Source organism: Corynebacterium sp. HMSC071F07, from assembly GCF_001810285.1.
GTDB classification, from domain to species: domain Bacteria; phylum Actinomycetota; class Actinomycetes; order Mycobacteriales; family Mycobacteriaceae; genus Corynebacterium; species Corynebacterium simulans.
Window position 1 is genome coordinate 5,685 of sequence record NZ_KV800708.1, and the last position, 20,078, is coordinate 25,762.

At 56.9% G+C, this 20,078-nt stretch carries 18 protein-coding genes, 1 tRNA gene and 1 pseudogene; 14 read left to right on the forward strand and 6 right to left on the reverse strand.

Going from position 1 to position 20,078, the window contains the following annotated elements; genetic code table 11:
• From HMPREF2724_RS13135 to HMPREF2724_RS05125, 5 genes and pseudogenes are all read left to right on the forward strand, one after another.
• Positions 1 to 709: pseudogene (locus HMPREF2724_RS13135) on the forward strand (phosphoglucomutase, alpha-D-glucose phosphate-specific); the annotation flags it as partial.
• Between the two features lie 16 nt (positions 710 to 725).
• On the forward strand, positions 726 to 1,190 hold the full coding sequence (locus tag HMPREF2724_RS05110; RefSeq protein WP_061924440.1) for a MauE/DoxX family redox-associated membrane protein: 465 nt from the start codon (positions 726 to 728) through the stop codon (positions 1,188 to 1,190).
• 35 nt (positions 1,191 to 1,225) lie between these two features.
• Positions 1,226 to 1,996, forward strand: a complete 771-nt coding sequence (locus tag HMPREF2724_RS05115; protein WP_061924438.1) for a DsbA family protein — start codon at positions 1,226 to 1,228, stop codon at positions 1,994 to 1,996.
• A gap of 139 nt (positions 1,997 to 2,135) precedes the next feature.
• Positions 2,136 to 2,208: transfer RNA gene (locus HMPREF2724_RS05120), tRNA-Ala, on the forward strand.
• A 133-nt stretch (positions 2,209 to 2,341) separates the two neighbouring features.
• Entirely contained in the window at positions 2,342 to 3,064 is a 723-nt protein-coding gene (locus tag HMPREF2724_RS05125; RefSeq protein WP_246818210.1) for a fructosamine kinase family protein, read from the forward strand.
• 27 nt (positions 3,065 to 3,091) lie between these two features.
• Here HMPREF2724_RS05125 and nadE read toward each other — a convergent pair whose 3' ends face one another.
• Entirely contained in the window at positions 3,092 to 3,916 is an 825-nt protein-coding gene (nadE, locus tag HMPREF2724_RS05130; RefSeq protein ID WP_070518068.1) for an ammonia-dependent NAD(+) synthetase, read from the reverse strand.
• On the opposite strand from nadE, the gene HMPREF2724_RS05135 reads away from it, so the two are divergent.
• The 5 genes from HMPREF2724_RS05135 to nrdE all read left to right on the forward strand — a co-directional run bounded on the left by HMPREF2724_RS05135 (position 3,915) and on the right by nrdE (position 8,945).
• The gene (locus HMPREF2724_RS05135; RefSeq protein ID WP_061924432.1) at positions 3,915 to 5,285 is read left to right on the forward strand and encodes a sugar porter family MFS transporter; all 1,371 of its coding nucleotides are present in this window, start codon (positions 3,915 to 3,917) and stop codon (positions 5,283 to 5,285) included. The two genes, nadE and HMPREF2724_RS05135, sit on opposite strands and share 2 nt — an antisense overlap.
• 126 nt (positions 5,286 to 5,411) lie before the next feature.
• Positions 5,412 to 5,534 carry a type B 50S ribosomal protein L36 gene (ykgO, locus tag HMPREF2724_RS05140; protein ID WP_003847162.1) on the forward strand — a complete coding sequence of 41 codons (123 nt, stop codon included), beginning with the start codon at positions 5,412 to 5,414 and terminating at the stop codon, positions 5,532 to 5,534.
• 443 nt (positions 5,535 to 5,977) lie between these two features.
• Positions 5,978 to 6,217, forward strand: coding sequence for a glutaredoxin-like protein NrdH (nrdH, locus tag HMPREF2724_RS05145; RefSeq protein WP_061924430.1), 240 nt, complete (start codon positions 5,978 to 5,980; stop codon positions 6,215 to 6,217).
• 20 nt (positions 6,218 to 6,237) lie between these two features.
• On the forward strand, positions 6,238 to 6,669 hold the full coding sequence (gene nrdI, locus HMPREF2724_RS05150) for a class Ib ribonucleoside-diphosphate reductase assembly flavoprotein NrdI (protein ID WP_061924427.1): 432 nt from the start codon (positions 6,238 to 6,240) through the stop codon (positions 6,667 to 6,669).
• Between the two features lie 113 nt (positions 6,670 to 6,782).
• Complete coding sequence (gene nrdE, locus HMPREF2724_RS05155; RefSeq protein WP_070587502.1) at positions 6,783 to 8,945, forward strand: class 1b ribonucleoside-diphosphate reductase subunit alpha; 2,163 nt, start codon at positions 6,783 to 6,785, stop codon at positions 8,943 to 8,945.
• Positions 8,946 to 9,060: 115 nt separating this feature from the next.
• Here the strand turns inward: nrdE and HMPREF2724_RS05160 are convergent, their stop codons facing one another.
• Positions 9,061 to 9,777, reverse strand: a complete 717-nt coding sequence (locus HMPREF2724_RS05160; RefSeq protein ID WP_070587506.1) for a FadR/GntR family transcriptional regulator — start codon at positions 9,775 to 9,777, stop codon at positions 9,061 to 9,063.
• A gap of 413 nt (positions 9,778 to 10,190) precedes the next feature.
• Here HMPREF2724_RS05160 and nrdF point away from each other — a divergent pair, with 413 nt between their 5' ends.
• From nrdF to HMPREF2724_RS05180, 4 genes are all read left to right on the forward strand, one after another.
• Positions 10,191 to 11,180 (forward strand): class 1b ribonucleoside-diphosphate reductase subunit beta, encoded by a 990-nt coding sequence (gene nrdF / locus HMPREF2724_RS05165; RefSeq protein WP_061924418.1) that lies wholly within the window; start codon positions 10,191 to 10,193, stop codon positions 11,178 to 11,180.
• A gap of 411 nt (positions 11,181 to 11,591) precedes the next feature.
• Positions 11,592 to 13,286 carry an aa3-type cytochrome oxidase subunit I gene (gene ctaD, locus HMPREF2724_RS05170; RefSeq protein WP_070455861.1) on the forward strand — a complete coding sequence of 565 codons (1,695 nt, stop codon included), beginning with the start codon at positions 11,592 to 11,594 and terminating at the stop codon, positions 13,284 to 13,286.
• A 171-nt stretch (positions 13,287 to 13,457) separates the two neighbouring features.
• Positions 13,458 to 14,663, forward strand: coding sequence for a phosphoserine phosphatase SerB (serB, locus tag HMPREF2724_RS05175; protein ID WP_070587677.1), 1,206 nt, complete (start codon positions 13,458 to 13,460; stop codon positions 14,661 to 14,663).
• Between the two features lie 34 nt (positions 14,664 to 14,697).
• Positions 14,698 to 15,384: a peptidyl-tRNA hydrolase gene (locus HMPREF2724_RS05180; RefSeq protein WP_070587674.1), complete on the forward strand. Its 687-nt coding sequence runs from the start codon at positions 14,698 to 14,700 to the stop codon at positions 15,382 to 15,384.
• Here the strand turns inward: HMPREF2724_RS05180 and HMPREF2724_RS05185 are convergent.
• From HMPREF2724_RS05185 to HMPREF2724_RS05195, 4 genes are all read right to left on the reverse strand, one after another.
• Entirely contained in the window at positions 15,353 to 17,335 is a 1,983-nt protein-coding gene (locus HMPREF2724_RS05185) for an ATP-dependent DNA helicase (RefSeq protein WP_371326260.1), read from the reverse strand. The two genes, HMPREF2724_RS05180 and HMPREF2724_RS05185, sit on opposite strands and share 32 nt — an antisense overlap.
• A gap of 145 nt (positions 17,336 to 17,480) precedes the next feature.
• On the reverse strand, positions 17,481 to 17,753 hold the full coding sequence (locus HMPREF2724_RS13475; RefSeq protein ID WP_371440783.1) for an HNH endonuclease signature motif containing protein: 273 nt from the start codon (positions 17,751 to 17,753) through the stop codon (positions 17,481 to 17,483).
• A 182-nt stretch (positions 17,754 to 17,935) separates the two neighbouring features.
• On the reverse strand, positions 17,936 to 18,499 hold the full coding sequence (locus tag HMPREF2724_RS05190) for a hypothetical protein (protein ID WP_070587510.1): 564 nt from the start codon (positions 18,497 to 18,499) through the stop codon (positions 17,936 to 17,938).
• 188 nt (positions 18,500 to 18,687) lie between these two features.
• Positions 18,688 to 20,028: a nicotinate phosphoribosyltransferase gene (locus HMPREF2724_RS05195; protein ID WP_061924449.1), complete on the reverse strand. Its 1,341-nt coding sequence runs from the start codon at positions 20,026 to 20,028 to the stop codon at positions 18,688 to 18,690.
• Positions 20,029 to 20,078 lie beyond the last annotated feature (50 nt).

The following is a 20,078-nucleotide window of genomic DNA, read 5'->3' on the forward strand; positions in this document are numbered from 1 at the left end:
TGGCATCGTCACCCCGGATGCCGGGCTGATGAATCCAAACCACTACCTCGCAGTGGCCATTGACTACCTGTTTAGTCACCGCCCACAGTGGGGCAATGCTGGCGTGGGCAAGACGTTGGTTTCTTCCTCCATGGTGGACCGTGTCGTCGCCAAGCTCGGGCGCGAGCTGGTTGAGGTGCCTGTCGGCTTCAAGTGGTTTGTGCCTGGCCTTCTAGATGGCAGTATCGGCTTCGGTGGGGAGGAATCTGCTGGTGCTTCCTTCCTGCGTTTCGATGGCTCCGTGTGGTCTACCGATAAAGATGGCATCATCATGGATTTGCTCGCTGCTGAAATCACTGCGGTAACCGGCAAGAGCCCGTCGCAGCGCTACGCGGAGCTGGCTGAAGAATTCGGTGCCCCAGCTTATGCGCGCACCGATGCACCCGCTGACCGCGCGCAAAAAGCCATCCTGAAAAAGCTTTCCCCGCAGCAGGTAGAGGCCACAGATCTAGCCGGCGAGGAAATCACCGCTAAGCTCACCGAGGCGCCCGGAAATGGGGCTGCCATCGGTGGCCTTAAGGTGACAACCCGCAATGCTTGGTTTGCCGCGCGCCCATCCGGCACGGAAGATAAATACAAGATTTACGCGGAGTCTTTCCTGGGTGAGGAACATCTCAGGAAAGTGCAAGAAGAAGCACAGGAACTTGTTACCCAAGTGCTAGAAGTTTAGGGCTAAACTATCTCGGGTGACTAAGAAAATCGACAAGAAGCTGATCCTGGACGTCATTAGTGCGTTCGCTCGCTTCTACATGGCTTATATCTGGATTAAAGCCGGTTACGCCAAGTTGGGTGAAAATCTTTCAGTAACCCAATCTATTAGTGCTTATGAAGTTTTCACACCCGAGTGGTCTGGATATCTTGCGTATCTAATCGCCCCATTGGAAATCTGTGGTGGCGTCCTGCTGCTTCTAGGTCTTTTCTTGCGTCCGTCCTCTAAGGTTGCCACTTTTGTTCTTTTGCTGTTCATGATCGGCATCGGGCAAGCTTGGGGCCGCGGTTTGGGAATTGATTGCGGATGCTTCACAGTCAATCCTGACGAAGAGGCACAAGTGATGAACTATATGCAGACTCTTGCTCGTGATACGTTCTACCTAATCTTGACGGTGTGGACGATTAAGCGTCCGTTCAACAAATTTGCGTTGCACCCTTAGACTCTTAGAGCAAGCCATTTAAAAGGAGAATGTCAGTGGCAAAAGTAACTAACCCGAATAGCAAGGGTAACTCGGGCTTTTTCTGGGCAGTTGGAGTTCTGCTCGTTATCGCGGCCGTCGTTATTGGATACATCGTTATCAGCGGCAAGGACGCAAAGTCCGACAAGATTGCAGAAAACGCAGTCGACGTCACCATGGAAACTTCTGTTGATGACAACGGAATTGTGACGTTGAAGAGCGCAAAGACCAAGGAAAGCGCCCCAGAAGTAGACCTCTATGAGGACTTTTCTTGCCCTCACTGCGCTGAGCTCGCTGAAGGCAGTGACAAGGCGATGAAGGAAGCAGTCGAAAAAGGCGAGCTGGTTGTCAACGTGCACCCAATGAACTTCCTGGATCTGCGCGGCGTCGACCTGGAGAAGTTCATGTCCGATGACAGCATCAAGCTGGAGGGACACTCCTCCAAGTCCGCATCCGTGATGGACATTATCGCTCGTTCTGGCGATGCGAAGGCTTACTGGAACATGCGCGCTTACCTGTTTGAGAACCAGCAGTCCGTTGGCTCCTGGGACTTTGAGGACTTTGCAGAAGCTGCCAAGGGCTTCGGTGCTGACGGTGATGTGCAGAAGCAGATCAAGGACGCTGGCGTCGAGGCTGGTAACGAGATTGGTCGTGCGAACGCAAAGAAGCTTAAGGAAACCACGGGTACTGTTTCCTCCCCGCGCGTCATCAAGGACGGCAAGGACATCAACCCACCGAAGGGTACTCCTGTATCCCAGTGGAACTTTGTCCCGCAGGTAGTCAAGTAAGACTCTCGCGCTTCGCGAACCTCATGGGCAGCCGGTTATCGGCTGCCCATTTTTGTATTCCTGCAGGCGATTTGGTTCCGCTAAAAAGTTTCTGCTAACTTTATTTCAGTTGCTAGCGCGAGGTAATCGCGTTGGGAATGGGGCTATGGCGCAGCTGGTAGCGCATCACACTGGCAGTGTGGGGGTCACGGGTTCGAATCCCGTTAGCTCCACTTGATTCAAGGGTCGTCACTTTTGTGGCGGCCCTTTTTCTATTCCTTATTTAATGGGTTGTTTGTTTCTTAGCTCCTGCTAAGAGTACATGTCCGGGGTGGGGGCGTACGGTGGGGCGCCATGGAGACTTTTATGAAGCGAGTAGGCACTGCGGACCAAGCTGGCGCCGAGGTAGCGGGGTTGCGGTGGCTGGCGCAGGCACGGCCTGACGTTGTTGCTGAGGGGGCGGGAGTAGGAGCGCGCTTCATTAGCACCCGTCGCGTTGTGGAGTCGCGGCCGACGGCTAATGCCGCGCAGGCTTTCGGCCGGGCGCTGCGCGAGGTGCACGATGCGGGCGCGGATGCCTTCGGTGCAGCCCCGGCGGGGTGGAAGGGCCGCAATTATATTGGCCGCGTTGAGCAGGAATGCCGGCCGGTCGCGCACTGGGGCGATTTTTATGTGCACCAGCGGGTGCTGCCCTTCGTGGAGGTTAGTGGAGCACTTGGTGTGGAGTGCAGGGACGTCGTCAAGCGCGCCTGCGATGCGGTGCTAAAGCGGCAGTGGGATGTGCGTCCCGCGCGCATCCATGGCGATTTGTGGGCCGGAAACGTGTTATTTACTGCCGAAAGTGCGGTGATGATTGACCCGGCCGCCCATGGCGGGCACCCGCACACTGACCTGGCCATGCTGGCTCTTTTTGGCGCGCCCTACCTGGACGATATCTATCGCGGCTACGGGCTATCGCCCGATGAAAAGCGTTGGTTCCCGCTCCATCAGCTACATCCCCTTGCGGTACACGCGTTGACCCATGGCGTGGCCTATCATCGCGCGCTTGGCGACGCCGCGCATGCCACCCTGCAACTTCTAGAAGGATAGGTCGGGCTCGTTGTAGCGAGTACGGAGCTAAAGCGAGTGCGGGCCCGGCGGCATGATGCGCTTGTGCGCGCCGCGATGCCAGAGCTCTTCGATACGGGTACGGGCAGAGTCCGGGACCTCTTTGCCCTCAAGGTAGTCATCGATATGAGCGTAACTTACCCCGAGAGCTTCCTCATCAGGCAGCTGTGGGCGGTCTTCCTCTAAATCTGCCGTGGGGACTTTCTTCCACGTCGACTCCGGCGCACCCAAGTGGCGCAGCAGCTGGGCGCCCTGGCGCTTGTTGAGCCCTTCCAGCGGCACGAGGTCAGCCGCACCATCGCCCCACTTGGTGAAGAAGGCCGCGAGGTTCTCAGCAGCGTGATCGGTGCCGATGACCAGCGCGCCGACCTCACCGGCGATGGCGTACTGTGCCGTCATGCGCAGACGGGCCTTGACGTTTCCGCGGTTGAAATCGCCTAAGCCCGGCTTGCCCAGGCTCTTCGCCACGGCGTCGTCAATGCCCTGCGTGGCCGGGGCGATATCCACCGTCAGGCGATGATCCGGCTGGATGAAGTCAAGGGCAATCTGTGCGTCCTCTTCATCGACCTGCACGCCGTGCGGCAGACGTACAGCCCAGAACTGCGCGCCTTCAACTTTCTCCACCGCCATCTGCGCCAGGCGGCCGGCCAGAGTGGAATCCTGCCCGCCTGAAATGCCCAGGACGAAACCTTTGGCGCCAGTGTTGCGCAGATAATCCGCAAGGAAGTTAACGCGCGATTCCACTTCTTGTTCTGGATCGATTAAGGGTTTAACACCCAGGGCTTTTATGATGCTTTCTTGCAGCGGAAGTCCAGTTTGCGACATGACGCCCATGGTAGCGGGCTGCAAGGATGAACGAGTGAAAAATAAAACCTATGTCAAAGTCGTCGCCGCAGTCGCCGCACTAGGTGGCCTCCTCTTTGGCTACGACACCGGCGTTATGTCCGGTGCGCTGCTATTCATCGGTCCCGAATTCGACATGAATGCCAACCAGGAGGGCTGGGTTACCTCCATGCTCTTAGTTGGCGCCGCCGTCGGCGCGCTCGTTGCCGGCCGCGTCGCGGATGCAATCGGCCGCCGCAAGACCCTGATTCTCGGTGGCGCAGTATTCGTCGCTGGTTCGGTGTGGTGTGCGCTTGCCGGTTCTGTTGTGGCACTAGCTGCCGCCCGCACCTTCCTGGGGGTTGCGGTAGGCGCAGTATCCATTGTTTCGCCGATGTATATCTCCGAGATTTCCCCAGCGCGTGCCCGCGGCCGCCTGGTTTCGCTGAATACCTTGATGATCGTCGTCGGTCAGTTGGTGGCCTACCTGGTCAACTCCGCGCTCGCCGGCACCGGCTCATGGCGGTGGATGCTAGGCCTTGCCGCCGTACCAGGTGCCATGCTCGCCGTGGGCATGATCTTCTTGCCCGATACACCGGCCTGGCTGCTAAAGAAGCATCGCATCGACGAGGCCTGGAAGCTTGCTGCACGGGTCGGTATCTCTGGAACCGAGCTCGGAACCGCTGGGGCGGCGGGAGCTTCCGGAGCCGCAAAACGCGGCGAATGGGCGCGCCTAAAGGAAGAACGCTGGCTGCAAGTGACCGTGCTGCTTGCCATGCTGATGGGGCTTACTCAGCAGATAACCGGCGTTAATGCCATCGTGTACTTTGCCCCGACCATGATGAGTCAGGTGGGTATTTCTACAGCGAACGCCGTGTATACCTCCATCCTCATCGGCACCGTCTCCGTAGTCGCCTGCTGGTTGGGTCTGAAAGTCGTCGACCGCATCGGGCGCAAGCGCCTGCTCAGCATCGGCCTGACCGGAAACGTCATTTCCTTGGTCGTTCTTTCCATCGCGTACCGCTTTGCCGAGGGCTCAACACCTATGGCGTTGTTGTCGCTGGCGTTTATGGCCCTTTTCATTGCTTTCCAGCAGGCCGCTGTATCGCCGACCACCTGGCTGCTCATCTCCGAGCTCGTTCCCCCTGAGGTCCGCGGCATCGGCATGGGTATCGCCGGGCTTTCCCTGTGGGTAACCAACTGGGCGGTCGCGCAGTTCTTCCTGCCAATGGTCGAGTGGTTGACTGGTCCCGTTGCCTTTATGATCTTTGCTTTCTTAGGCTTTGCGGCGATCGCTTATACCAAGCTGTTGGTGCCGGAGACGATGGGCCGTAGTCTGGAAGAAGTAGGCGATGAGATGCAGGAGCGCTACGCTAATTAATCAGTGTTTTGGTTATGGCGCGCGCGTGGGGTAAGATTTTTCCTCGTGTCATGGCCGTAACTTTGATGGCTGTGCTTTAAAAGTATTCAACCGCATGAAGTTTGCGCATAACGAAAGGAGCGCCCGATGAAGGTTCGTAAGTCTCTTCGGTCGCTGAAGAAGAAGCCGGGCGCCCAGGTTATTCGCCGCCACGGTAAGGTCTTCGTGATCAACAAGAAGGATCCGCGCTTCAAGGCTCGCCAGGGCTAGAAGCATCGGCTTTCTTGATTAGAAGCACCCTCCTAGGACTTCGGTTCTAGGCGGGTGCTTTTCTTTTACGCTTGCCGACGTCGCCTTGGCTGCCCGATCCGCATCTCCTGTTGCGGGTGTTGTTAAAACGATCGGTGGGCAAAGAATTGGTGACAATAGTGTTCTTTGTCACAACTTTAGGTTGCCGGCAGGTAAACCTGCAGGAGTCTCATCGATGTAATTTCATGGCCGTGCGTTGGGTAGGTCAACATGTGGGGCCTGGGTAGATAACATCCTGGGAATATCACGAATGTAACTACTATATATAGTATGGGTTGCAGCTTTTCGCCACAAAGTATAGTGTCGTTCGTGTCGTTCCGGTGGGCTGGATGAAGCGCTAAAAGCGCACCTAGTTAGGCCGGATAACCCTTAAAAACTTGAACTAGCGTCAAAGGACTTTCATCATGAGCATCACTCTCTACACCAAGCCAGCCTGCGTCCAGTGCAACGCTACTAAGAAGGCCCTCGACCGTGCTGGCCTTGAATACACCTCTGTAGACGTCACCCTTGATGATGATGCTCGTGACTACGTCATGGCACTGGGGTACGTGCAGGCGCCGGTCGTTGAGGCCAATGGTGAGCACTGGTCTGGCTTCCGCCCAGAGCGCATCAAGGAGCTGGCCGCTCTAAGCGCCACCGCTTAAACGGGGCAGGGCTTATAGCAATGTTGGTTGTGTATTTTTCCTCCGCAACGGAAAATACCCGCCGTTTCGTTGACAAGCTGGGCCTGCCAAGCGCCCGCATCCCACTGCGTAAGAATGATGAGCCGCTCATTGTGAATGAGCCTTATGTTCTTGTCTGCCCCACCTACGGGGGAGGGGCCTCTGTTAGCCGCGAGAACTCTCGCCCTGTTCCGGGGCAAGTCATTCGTTTTCTCAACAATGAGCACAACCGCGGCCTCATCCGCGCGGTTATCTCCGGCGGAAACAGTAACTTCGGCGCAGACTTTGGCAAGGCCGGAGACGTAATCTCCGCCAAGTGCAAGGTGCCCTACGTTTATCGCTTCGAGTTACTTGGTACCGATGAAGACGTTAAGATTTGCAGGGAAGGCCTGCTGGCGAACGCAACGGCCCTAGGGCTGGAAGCCGCTGCCTAAACTTATAAAAATAGGTAACTGTGCAATGCGCAGTTACCTTACATATTTTTCTAAACCGTTTCTCACCGCGGCGTAAGACATGCGCTGCCAAGCAAAGGAAGGCTCCAAAAGCCGTGACAACGCAATTGGGCAAGACCGTAGCCGAACCAGTGAAGCCAGAAGAACAGCTTGATTACCACGCTCTGAATGCCTTGCTGAACCTTTACGACGAAGAGGGCAAGATTCAGTTCGATAAGGACCACGAGGCTGCCAACCAGTTCTTCCTGCAGCATGTCAACCAGAACACGGTCTACTTCCACGACTTGGAAGAAAAGATGCGTTACCTGGTGGAAAACAAGTACTACGAGCCAGCTCTGCTCGAGCAGTACGACTTTGACTTCATCAAGTCCCTATTCAAGCGCGCTTATTCCTATAAATTCCGCTTCAAGTCCTTCTTGGGTGCGTACAAGTATTACACCTCTTATACGCTCAAGACTTTTGACGGCCGCCGTTACCTCGAGCGCTTCGAGGACCGCGTTTCTATGACAGCTCTGTTCTTGGCAGACGGTGACACCACCATCGCTGAGCCCCTCGTCGACGAAATCATGACCGGCCGCTTCCAGCCGGCAACCCCGACCTTCCTCAACGCTGGCAAGGCGCAGCGCGGCGAGCTCGTTTCCTGTTTCCTCCTGCGTATCGAGGACAACATGGAGTCCATCGGCCGTTCCATTAACTCTGCGCTACAGCTTTCCAAGCGCGGCGGCGGCGTGGCACTCTTACTGTCCAACATCCGCGAGGCCGGCGCTCCGATCAAGCACATCGAGAACCAGTCCTCCGGCGTTATCCCAGTCATGAAGCTGTTGGAGGATTCCTTCTCCTACGCAAACCAGTTGGGTGCGCGTCAGGGCGCAGGTGCCGTCTACCTCAATGCGCACCACCCAGACATCATGAACTTCCTCGACACCAAGCGTGAAAACGCCGACGAGAAGATTCGTATCAAGACCCTCTCCCTGGGTGTCGTCATCCCGGACATCACCTTCGAGCTGGCCAAGAAGAACGACGATATGTACCTGTTCTCGCCATACGACGTCGAGCGCGTCTACGGCAAGGCCTTCGGTGACATCTCCATCACCGAGCACTACGAAGAGATGGTCGAGGACCCACGCATTCGCAAGAAGAAGGTCAACGCCCGCCACTTCTTCCAGACCATCGCCGAGCTGCAGTTTGAATCCGGTTACCCGTACATCATGTTCGAGGACACCGTAAATAACGCGAACCCGGTCAAGACCGGTCGCATCAACATGTCCAACCTCTGCTCGGAAATCCTGCAGGTCAACTCTCCGTCCGTATTTGCCGACGATCTCAGCTACGAGACCATGGGCTCCGATATCTCCTGCAACCTTGGTTCGCTGAATATCGCCACCACCATGGATTCCCCAGACTTCGCTTTGACCGTCGAGACCGCCATCCGCGGCCTTACCGCCGTGGCCGACAAGACCGCCATCAACTCTGTACCTTCCGTGCGCAAGGGCAACGATGATTCCCACGCCATCGGCCTTGGCCAGATGAACCTCCACGGTTTCTTCGGCCGCGAGCACATCGAGTACGGCTCCGAGGAAGCGCTGGACTTCACCAACGCCTACTTCGCCGCGGTCCTCTACGCTGCTCTGCGTGCTTCCAACAAGATTGCCCGCGAGCGCGGCGAGTACTTCTCCGAGTTCCCGCAGTCTGAGTACGCCTCTGGCGAGTTCTTCGATCGTTATGACCCAGCCGAGTTCGCCCCACGCACCGCACGTGTGCAGGAGCTTTTCGACGCCTCGTCTATCCACACCCCAACTGCGGAAGACTGGGCTGCGCTGAAGGCGGACGTCGCCAAGCATGGCCTCTACAACCGCAACCTACAAGCAGTGCCGCCGACAGGCTCCATTTCTTATATCAACAACTCGACCTCTTCGATTCACCCAATTGCGTCGAAGATCGAAATCCGTAAGGAAGGCAAGATTGGCCGCGTCTACTACCCGGCGCCGCACATGGACAACGACAATCTGGAGTACTTCAAGGACTCCTACGAGATCGGCTACGAAAAGATCATCGATACCTACGCTGCCGCCACCAAGTACGTGGATCAGGGCTTGTCCCTGACCTTGTTCTTCAAGGACACCGCCACCACCCGCGATATCAACAGGGCGCAGATTTACGCATGGCGCAAGGGCATCAAGACCTTGTACTACATCCGCCTTCGTCAGATGGCGCTTGAAGGAACCGAAGTCGAAGGCTGCGTTTCCTGCATGCTCTAACTGCAAAGAGCCCTCACCTTAACGGGTGAGGGCTCTACTTTTGTTCTTGTGTTTGTTTCGCTCTTTTCGCCTTGCTTGTTTGCTTCTTTCCCCTTGCTTGGCGCAAAGGAGCCTTTTAAGCCTTCGCTCCGGCGCTTGCGCGGGCCTCGTCCAGGATGGCCCGCGCGATATTCTCCGCATCGTCTGGGCGTTGCTCCGCGATTGCGCGCGCCAACTCTTGATGCAAGTGGGCGGTGCCGGCGATGGGGTTGCGCTTTTCCGAACCGAAAACTGACTTTCCTTTGAGCATTGAGAGTAGGGAAGGGGTAAGCGCCGCGAACATCTCGTTGCCCGAAGCGTGCAGCACCATACTGTGGAAGCGCAGATCCGTAGCTAGCTCTTCGCCAACTCGGCGGGAAGGCTTCATCTCCAACTCGTGGAGACGCTTTGCGGGCTCCAGGATTTCTTCTCTTTCCTCTTCCGTTGCTTCCGTGGCGGCCATCCTTGCGGCGATCGGTTCGATGGCAAGGCGGAGCTGATTGAGAGAATTGAGCTGCTTTTTCTGGGAGGCCTCGCAAGCTAGGCGCCAGTCAATAATCGATTGATCGAATACTGACCACTCGCTCAACGACAGAACCGTAATACCGACGCGCCGTGAGGAAGAAACCATGCCTAGCTGCTCCAGAGCGCGCATGGCCTCGCGGGCAACGGTGCGCGAAATGTCGAAACGAACGCAGATATCTTGCAAGGTGAAGCGCTGGCCAGTTTCAATGGCGCCGCTCACTATTTCTGCGCCGATTTCGTCCAGAACAGTATTGAGCAGGGGAGTAGGAGACTCGCTGGTGCTGGTCACTGTAGGGGCTCCTCCTTTTATGAGACCGCAGTTTGAGAGTGCACGAGACAAAGCTGAAAGAGAATAATTGCCGGCATCCATAAGCCAATCTTGAAACGTAAATACATCTTAAGCGATTGCCGAATCGAACGCTTTCAATGCGTGCAATAGTTTTTGAATTGCGTTCAACCTCTAAACTTTCGGGGTACGCACCAAAGTTGTATTTCCCGGCTTTTCTAAAGCTCAGATTAGGCAGTCTTTGATTCCGACCTTGAGACTACTTGTTAGGCCGCATTTGAGACCGCCGTTTAGGCCGCTTTCTAAAGCTGCAGCGCTCATCGTTGGCCGGGCCTAGGGTGGTACGCTCGTTGGAGAATGGTTAACCGCAGTTAGCCCAAGATGAATTCCGTTTAAGAAGAAGGTGGAGTCTGACCGTGTCGCACGAGTATGACGAGTACATCGCTAGCCACGCAGAGCCTGTGAAGGCTATTAACTGGAATACCGTTCCAGACGATAAAGATTCCGAGGTCTGGGACCGTCTTACCGGCAACTTCTGGTTGCCAGAGAAGGTGCCTGTTTCCAACGACTTGCAGTCTTGGAAGACCTTGACTGAGCACGAGCAGCAGACCACCATGCGTGTCTTCGCGGGTCTTACTCTCCTCGACACCATTCAGGGCACCGTTGGTGCTGTCTCTTTGCTGCCAGATGCAAAGACTCCGCACGAGGAAGCCGTCTACACCAACATCGCTTTCATGGAGTCGGTTCACGCGAAGTCCTACTCAAACATCTTTATGACGCTGGCTTCCACTCCGATGATCAACGATGCATTCCGTTGGTCTGAGGAAAACGAGAATCTTCAGCGCAAGGCCAAGATCGTCATGTCCTACTACAAGGGCGCCGATCCGCTGAAGAAGAAGGTCGCCTCCACTTTGCTCGAGTCCTTCCTCTTCTACTCCGGTTTCTATTTGCCGATGTACTTCTCTTCCCGCGCTAAGCTTACTAACACCGCGGACATCATCCGCCTGATTATCCGCGATGAAGCAGTTCACGGCTACTACATTGGCTACAAGTTCCAGAATGGCTACAACGAGCTTTCTGAAGCGGAGCAGGCAGAGATTAAGGAATACACTTTCGATCTACTTTACGATCTCTACGACAACGAGATTGACTACACGGAAGATCTTTACGACGAGCTCGGCTGGACCGAAGACGTCAAGCGCTTCCTGCGATACAACGCCAACAAGGCGCTGAACAACCTCGGCTTCGAGGGGCTGTTCCCGGCGGACGAGACCCGGGTTTCCCCGGCCATCTTGTCTTCGTTGTCTCCGAACGCGGACGAGAACCATGACTTCTTCTCTGGCTCTGGTTCCTCTTACGTCATTGGTAAGGCAGAAGACACCACCGATGAGGACTGGGACTTCTAACTCGTTCCGCCAGCTCGGCTGCCACCTCCCTCTCTTGAGTCGCATTTTTAACAGCGACTGTTGAGCGTTGGGAGCCACGCGCACTTCCAAGGATTAATCAATCTTCCGGTTGATTACCTTAGGGGGTGCGTTTCGTTGTTTTAACGCCAGGCAACCGCAAAATCCTGTGGCGAGAATCACGCAGAAGTGCAATGGTTTTGGGGCAGGTTTTCGGCCGGTGGCCGTCGTGCTGGGAATTTTCGAAAAATACTGCCTAAAAACGGGGTTAACTAGCTTCTATGGCCATTGGGGAAAGCTGGAAATTTCACAGCGAAGTCCCCTAATATAAGTCGAGTAAACCTAGGTGTTGTGGCGCTAGGTCTTATTTTGAGGCTTTGGCGTGCACGACACTTGTTCTTCAGGAGGAAATTAATGACCGCTGTGGCGCCAAGGCTCGACGATTACGTCGCGCCAACTCGTCCAGAGCCGACTGGCAATGCCAAGACCGGCTCTAAGGCTTGGGTAATGCTCACCACCACCGACCACAAGCAGCTGGGCATCATGTACTTGATCATGTCCTTCAGCTTCTTCTTCCTCGGTGGCTTCATGGCCCTGTTGATTCGTGCTGAGCTTTTCAGCCCGGGTCTGCAGTTCCTGTCCAACGAGCAGTTCAACCAGCTGTTCACTATGCACGGCACTGTGATGCTGCTGCTGTTCGCTACTCCCGTTGTGTGGGGTTTCGGTAACTACATCCTGCCGCTGCAGATTGGCGCGCCGGACGTTGCCTTCCCACGTCTGAACGCATTTGGCTTCTGGATCACCCTGACTGGCGGCATCGTTATGCTGCTGGGCTTTGTCACCCCGGGCGGTGCAGCTGACTTCGGCTGGACCATGTACGTCCCGCTTGCCGACGCCGTCCACACCCCAGGCATCGGTGCCGACATGTGGATTGTCGGTGTTGGCGCTACCGGTGTTGGCACCATTGCTTCCGCAGTCAACATGATCACCACCATCCTCACCCTGCGTGCGCCTGGCATGACCATGTTCCGCCTGCCGGTATTCACCTGGTGTATCTTCACTGCTTCCGTCATTGTTCTGATGATCTTCCCGCTGCTGACCTCTGCAGCACTGGGCATCTTGTACGACCGCAAGCTCGGCGGCCACATCTACGACTCCGCTAACGGCGGCGCTATCCTGTGGCAGCACCTCTTCTGGTTCTTCGGCCACCCTGAGGTTTACGTCTTGGCGCTTCCGTTCTTCGGCGTTATCTCCGAGGTCGTTCCGGTCTTCTCCCGTAAGCCAGTCTTTGGCTACATCGGCCTGGTGTTCGCGGTTCTGGCCATCGGCTCCCTGTCCATGGCTGTGTGGGCGCACCACATGTTCGTTACCGGCGCTATCCTGCTGCCGTTCTTCTCCTTCATGACCTTCCTCATCGCGGTTCCGACCGGCGTTAAGTTCTTCAACTGGGTAGGCACCATGTGGAAGGGCCACATCACCTGGGATACCCCGATGATCTTCGCTATGGGCTTCATGTCCACCTTCCTCTTCGGCGGTATGACCGGCGTTATGCTCGCTTCCCCGGCACTGGACTTCCACCTTGCTGAGTCCTACTTCCTGATTGCGCACTTCCACTACACCCTGTTCGGTACGGTTGTGTTCTCCGCGTTCGCAGGTCTGTACTTCTGGTTCCCGAAGATGACCGGCCGCATGCTCGACGAGCGCCTCGGCAAGATTCACTTCTGGCTGACCTTCATCGGCTTCCACGGCACCTTCCTTGTCCAGCACTGGGTGGGCAACATGGGTATGCCACGTCGCTACGCTGACTACCTCGAGTCTGATGGCTTCACCGTCTACAACCAGATCTCCACGATCTTCTCCTTTGTCCTCGGTGCTTCCGTTATCCCGCTGGTTTGGAACGTCTTCAAGTCCTGGCGCTACGGCGAGATCGTTACCGTTGATGACCCTTGGGGCTACGGTAACTCCCTCGAGTGGGCTACCTCCTGCCCGCCGCCGCGCCACAACTTCGTTTCCCTGCCGCGTATCCGCTCTGAGCGTCCGGCCTTCGAGCTGCACTACCCGCACATGGTTAAGCGCATGCGCGAGGAAGCGCACGTCGGCCACCACTAGAGCTTTTAGCACTGACTGTTAAGCACTAGAGCTAGCCGCTTTACTCCTGACAACCGCCTCCCCAACTGTACTTGCAACGGGGGAGGCGGTTTTGTGCGTTCAAGGCACTATCCAAGTCAAATGCTTGGCGATTACTCCCATTTCCATCGATTCGCGTGGGATACTAACCGAGTGGATTATCAAGCTGACAACGTAAAGGTTCCCGCGTGTGATACCTTCGCGGTGATTACGACTTCCGGCCCCGATAAGCCTGGCGTATCGGCGGCATTCTTCCGAGTGCTCTCTTCGCATAGCGCGGAGCTTGTCGATGTCGAGCAAGCCATCTTTTCGGGCCGCATCTCGCTTTCGGCCTATGTCCGTGTTGCTGGCGAAAGATTGCCGCAACTGGAACATGGTCTGCGCAATACGTTGAGTATCTATAACCAACAGGTGACTCTGTCTGTAGAAGAGGCAGAGTCCGGCTCCCGCCCGCGCTCGACTCACTCGGTGGTGATTCTGGGGGAGCAGTTATCAGCCCAGACTATGTCATCACTTGCTCAGTGCCTGGCAAACTTCGATGCGAATATCGATCGCATTCGCGGGTTGTCGACTTCCCCGCTTTTAGGATTCGAACTATTCATTAGCTTGGAAGGCTCTGCCGATCCAGTCCGTGCAGCTTTGGCGCAGTTGTCGAATGAGCTTGGCGTTGACATCGCGATCGAGAGAGCGGGCCTGCAGCGTAGGGCAAAGCGCCTCGTGTGCTTCGATTGCGATTCCACTCTTATCACAGGAGAGGTCATCGAAATGTTGGCCGCTCACGCAGGCAAAGAAGCAGAAGTCGCTGCAGTAACCGAAAGGGCAATGCGGGGCGAGCTCGATTTTGAGCAGTCTCTTCGTGAGCGTGTAGCTACTTTGGCTGGCTTGGACGTGGCAGTAGTCGACGAAGTTGCTCAGCAGTTGGAGCTTACCCCAGGAGCGCGGACAACCGTGCGAACCCTAAAGCGGATGGGGTATCGCACTGCTGTAGTCTCCGGCGGATTTATCCAAGTGCTGGAAAGCCTTGCCAAGGAACTGGAGCTTGACTATGTGCGCGCTAATACCCTGGAGATCGTCGACGGAAAGCTCACCGGCCGTGTTATCGGCAAGGTCGTCGACCGAAAGGCGAAGGAAGAATTCCTTCGCGAGTTCGCCGCGGACTCAGGTCTCCTGATGAGCCAAACAGTCGCAGTTGGGGATGGCGCTAATGACATCGATATGATCACTGCTGCGGGCCTCGGAATCGCGTTCAATGCGAAACCTGCGCTTAAAGAAGTCGCTGATGCTTCCGTCAATCATCCGTATATGGACGAAATTCTCCAGATTCTTGGGGTGCCCGCAGAGGAGATTGCAATTGACTAGCTTTGATGTTGCACATGCACGTCTGGTGAGCGCCATGGACTCGCGCAACTGGCGTGACGACCCAGAAGATCCTGCAAAGCCAGAAACCGTTCAAGCAATGCAGATTGCGTTGCATATCCCAAAGCAGCCCGTTCCGAGCCGAACTGAGGTCCTTGAGGCCGCAGCCCAGGCAGTCGTGGCGGTATGCCTCGACGAGCGAGCAGGCGAGGATGGTGCTTTCGCCGAAGCGCTCGCGCAGTGGTATGGACACCGCATCCGCAAGGTCGCACGCCGTGCGCGGAACAAAGCATGGAGCGATGTCCAACAGCTACCTGGCGTAACCGTTAGCGATCGTGCTCGTGCTTTTGTGCCTTCTGCGGTCGCTGATGTTGAACCGGCTATCCGGAAACTACAAATCGGCCATACCGACCTAGAGTATGACGAACCAGGCCCGGCAGTACCGGATACACCAGTTATCTACGTCGATGCGTCGCTGGGAATGTCGGCAGGTAAGGCTGCCGCCCAGGTGGGGCATGGGTCGATGATGCTTGCGGCGGCAATGAGCCTCGACGAGGCGCGGGCGTGGGCTGAGCGCGACTTCGCGCTTTCAGTACGCGAGGTAAGCCACGCCGACTTCCAAGAAGCCTGCGCGCGACCTGAAGCCGTCATCATCCGCGACGCCGGCTTTACCGAGGTCGCCCCTGACTCTGCTACTGTGTGTGCGCTGCCACGAGCCGTTTAAGCGCTGCCTTTACCGTCTCGGAATCGGTTGTTGTCCAAAAACGCGGCATGGATGCTTTCAGGAATCCGCCGTAGCGTTTGGTTTCGAGGCGGCTATCCAAGACTGCGACGACACCGCGGTCATTGATCGAGCGCAATAACCGTCCAGCTCCCTGTGCCATGAGCAGTGCCGCATGAGTTGCAGATACCTCCATGAACCCACTGCGCCCTGCTGCCTGCGCGGCCTCGGTACGCGCTTGCATGAGGGGATTATCGGGGCGGGGGAAGGGGATGCGGTCAATCAGCACGAGTGAGCAGGAAGGCCCCGGCACGTCGACGCCCTGCCAGAGCGTGAGCGTACCGAAGAGGCAAGAGTTTTCGTTCTTGCTGAATTTGTCGACAAGCGCTCCAATCGAGTCTTCGCCTTGGACATAAATATCAAAAGGCAGCTTCGCTTTGAGCTCCTGCGCTGCCTGTTCAGCAGCGCGCCGCGAGGAGAATAACCCGAGGGTCCGGCCGCCTGCGGCCATGATGAGCTCACGCATTTCCTCGAGTGTCTCTGTAGCGAGCCCATCGCGGCCTGGCTGTGGCAAGTGCTTGGCTACGTAAAGGATTCCCTTCTCGGCGGGGTTAAAAGGAGTGCCCGCATCGAGGGAGTCCCACGTTCCTTTCGGCATGCCCCATTGCGCGGCCATGGCATCGAAGCGGCCACCGAGCGCAAGGGTTGCCGAGGTAAGCACAACAGTCTGTTCGCCGAAGAGTTTCTCGTGGAGCATGCCAGCGATGGACAAGGGAGCGACAGCCAACGTATCGATCATCGAACGCTCATCGCGCTCTACCCACACCACGTCTTCCTGCGCGGAAGGATCACCAGTGGCGAAGACATCCAGAATACGGGCAACTGCCTCGGACATAGTGACCAAGTGATTGGCCAAGTTCTGGCGTTCGGCGAAGGTTTCTGGATCGTTTGTCTGCTCACCTTCAGGCGCGCGAGCGATGGCTTCCTTGCAATCGCGTAGAGTATCGCCCAGCGCGGTCAGCTGTTGCTTGGCATTGTCCGGCATATCGATCCAGCGGCCGGGCGGAAACTCGCCTAGAAGCATCACGAATTCATCGGCCATCTGCGAAAGCCTCTGGTCTTTGCCTTGCGCGCCAAGAGACTTAGCACGGTTAGCCGCCATCTTGATTGCACGACCGGTGATTTCCGCAGTAGACACCGAGGTGATACGCCCATCGAGTTCGTGGGCCTCATCGATGATTACAACTTCGTGCTCGGGGAGAATATTGATATCCGATACCGCATCGATGGCAAGCAGGGCGTGGTTCGTCACCACGATGTTGACATCCGCTGCTTTTCGACGCGCCGCCTCAGCAAAGCATTCCTCACCGTGCGGGCAACGCGATGCGCCGAGGCATTCGGCAGAAGTGACAGAAACTTGGCGCCAAGCTAAGTCGGGGACGCCAGGATCAAGGTCGTCGCGGTCACCCGATTCGGTCTCATCCGCCCACTCATAGATGCGCTGAATATGCCGGCCCATTCGGGAGACTTCTTGTTCTTCCATCAGGGCATCTTCCGCCGCCAATTCCTCGGCTCGCGCCACCTTGTTCATGCAGAGGTAGTTGGAACGGCCCTTCATGATTGCGAATGTGGGCTTAACTTCCATTACCGCTTCCAGAGCGTCGACCAATCGCGGAAGGTCACGCTCAACAAGCTGACGCTGCAGCGCCAAGGTAGCAGTTGAGACGATGACGGTGTGCCCGGAGTTCTGTGCATGCCTGATCGCCGGAACCAGATAAGCCAGCGACTTGCCCGTACCGGTGCCAGCCTGCACCGCAAGATGGCGCTCTGACTCGAGCGCGCGCGTGACTGCATTTGCCATCTTCATCTGGCCATCACGCCGCGCGCCGCCGAGCGCTTCGACGGCAGTATCGAGGAGCAGTTCCGTGGTTTGATTCAAAGGCTGGTTGCTCACTCGACACAGTCTAGCTACTTGCCACACTAAGTAAGAACCCAGAGGCTTAGCCAACCGCAGCAATGCCGGAGCAATGCTGAAGGCATGCCGAATTGGCCTTTCGAGCTGTCCTTGAAAGGCTAAGGCTAATCTTGAAAGGCTAGGGCTAATCAACTCGGCACGCGATGGGGTCAGCGAAAGGCGGGATGAACATGACGCCTTGTTTAGTTCGCCGATAGGTAGCATGTTCTGCTTTCAGGCCGTTGTGGTAACGACACAAGGGCAATAGGTTTCCGGCATTTGTTTCGCCTCCCGACTTCCAAGGGGTGATGTGGTCAACCTGGCAGTCTGTGCCGGGAATCGTACATCCGGGATGCGCGCATTGTGGAAATGTCGAAAGCGCCATGTCCCTTTGTTTCGCATTGGCAAAACGCTGCATACGATACTGATTAACTGGCCCGTGCCGCGGATGAACGAGGGTTGCAAGCCCCTGCTGGGCTAAGCGTTCAGTGACAAAATCGGCGCCGTTGCGCACCGTACCGTCGGTTGCTCGCAGCTGTATTTCTTCGCCAGCGCCTTGTGCGATTTGGGTGAGTTCGTCGAGCGTAATGATGACGTTGGCTACACGTGCTGGGGCAAGAGCGACGTCGCTAAGCGAGGCCTCACCCGCCCTAATCTTTCGAAGCCTCTTAGGATTGCCGACTCACTAGGGGTAACGGAATCGCTAAGGCCGGTGATCCGCTGGAGAGCATCCTTCAGCCAAGGTTTGTCGGTGGTAATGGCCAGCCGCATCCATCCGTTCGCGCCGTGGGAAAAGCTGGCGCGTGGTTTCCGCGGTGGCTTCTTGATGAGTTTGCGGGCGGTGGCGTCGATAAGATGCTCCGGTGTGGCACAGAGGCGAGCGCGTATCTGCCAGGAGTTGCGTACCTTCGTTAGTTTTCCCTCGATCTTCTCTAGAATGCGCAGGCTATGGCCTTGGGATTGAGCATTTGTGCGGGCTGCGGCCTGAAGGCGTGTGGCATGAGTCTTTCCGTAATAAACCTCGGCGAGGCGCACGGCCATGGTTGCATCGACACGGCTTACACCCATGCGCGTGAGAGCGCGGACGTCTAGACCAGCGATGGGCTCTAGGCTGGTGACGTCGAGCCGCAACGCTGCGATAAGCGGTGGGTGCGTGGTTGTCATAGCCCTGACAGTAGGGGCTGCCAAGAAGACAAAACAAGAGGCAATTTTCTGCCTGTGGATAACTCTCGGCCGGTCTAGTCTGGTGCCTAGCCGCCCGGTCAGCTTCGTTTATTCGTCAACAAAGTTATCCACAGCTGTGCTACGTTTATCGCAGTTTTCGCAACTCAGCTGTGGCTTTGCCAGCGGGGTTAGGAGTGCTCGGGAAATCCCACCAGGCGGGTCGGAACTGCCGGCTCATCGCGAGTAAGCGCAAGGCCTTCCCACGGCAGGGTGGTAATCGCTTGGGCACGATATTCGCGGGCCTGGTGCAGGTTGGGTAGTCCCTCGACAATCTCTCCGTCACGCATTAGCGGGACTGTCATCTCACGGGTGGAAAGAGTGCCAGTGTCAGGATCCGCGGCGTCGAAAGGCAGCACAATCTCCTCGACCGCGACACCTGTGGAGCGGTAGGTGCGCAAAGCACGCTTGGCGCCGCCTTGCGATTGCTTCGAAGAAGAACGCTTTGCCACCGGATGGCCCTCTACTTCAACGACCTTGTAGACCATGCCGGCAGTTGGCGCGCCGGAGCCGGTAACGACGGAGGTACCCACGCCGTAGACGTCAACCGGATCGCCACGTAGGCCCGCGATGGCGAACTCGTCGAGGTCGGAGGAGACCACAATCTTGGTGTTGTGGTTGCCTAGGTCGTCGAGTTGTTTGCGCACGCGGCGGGTAACTGGGCCGAGATCGCCGGAATCGATACGTACTCCGCCCAACTGTGGGCCGGCTACTTTCACTGCGGTTTCGACACCCTTGGTGATGTCATAGGTATCGACCAAGAGGGTGGTATCAACTCCGAGCGTATCAATCTGGGAGCGAAACGCTGCTTCCTCATTGTGTGAGCCATCCTCGTTGACGTGCGCTAGCGTCCAAGCGTGGGCAGCGGTGCCAGAGACGGGTATGTCGTAGCGGTATCCGGCTTCCAGATTCGAGGTGGCGTTGAAGCCCGCCAGGTAGGCGGCGCGGGCAGCGGTGACTGCGGCATATTCGTGGGTGCGGCGGGAGCCCATTTCAATGATGGGGCGCCCATCTGCAGCGGTAACCATTCGCGAGGCTGCCGACGCCACTGCCGAGTCGGAGTTCATGATCGACAGGATGACGGTCTCTAGGATTAGGCACTCGCCGAAGGTGCCCCGAACGGTAAGCAGGGGAGTGTTAGGGAAATAAATCTCACCCTCGCGGTAGCCGTCGATGTGACCGGAAAAGCGGTAGTTGCGCAGGTATTCTTTGGTCTGCTCATCGAGAAAGTCCATCTGCGCCAGCTGCTGGGCGGTGAACTGGAAGTCTCGAACCGCACGTAGCACACGCTCAGTGCCGGCGACCACGCCATAACGCCGCTCATTGGGCAGACGGCGGGCAAAAACTTCGCAGGTCACCTGGCGGTGCGCGGAACCGTCTTTGAGCGCTGCTTGGAGCATGGTCAGCTCGTACTTATCGGTCAGCAGCGCTGTGGAGCGGTCAGGGTCGGAGGGAAAAGTATGTTCGGCGATGTTAGTCACATCGGAAATGGTACCTAGCGGCCAACTTCTTAGCAGCGATT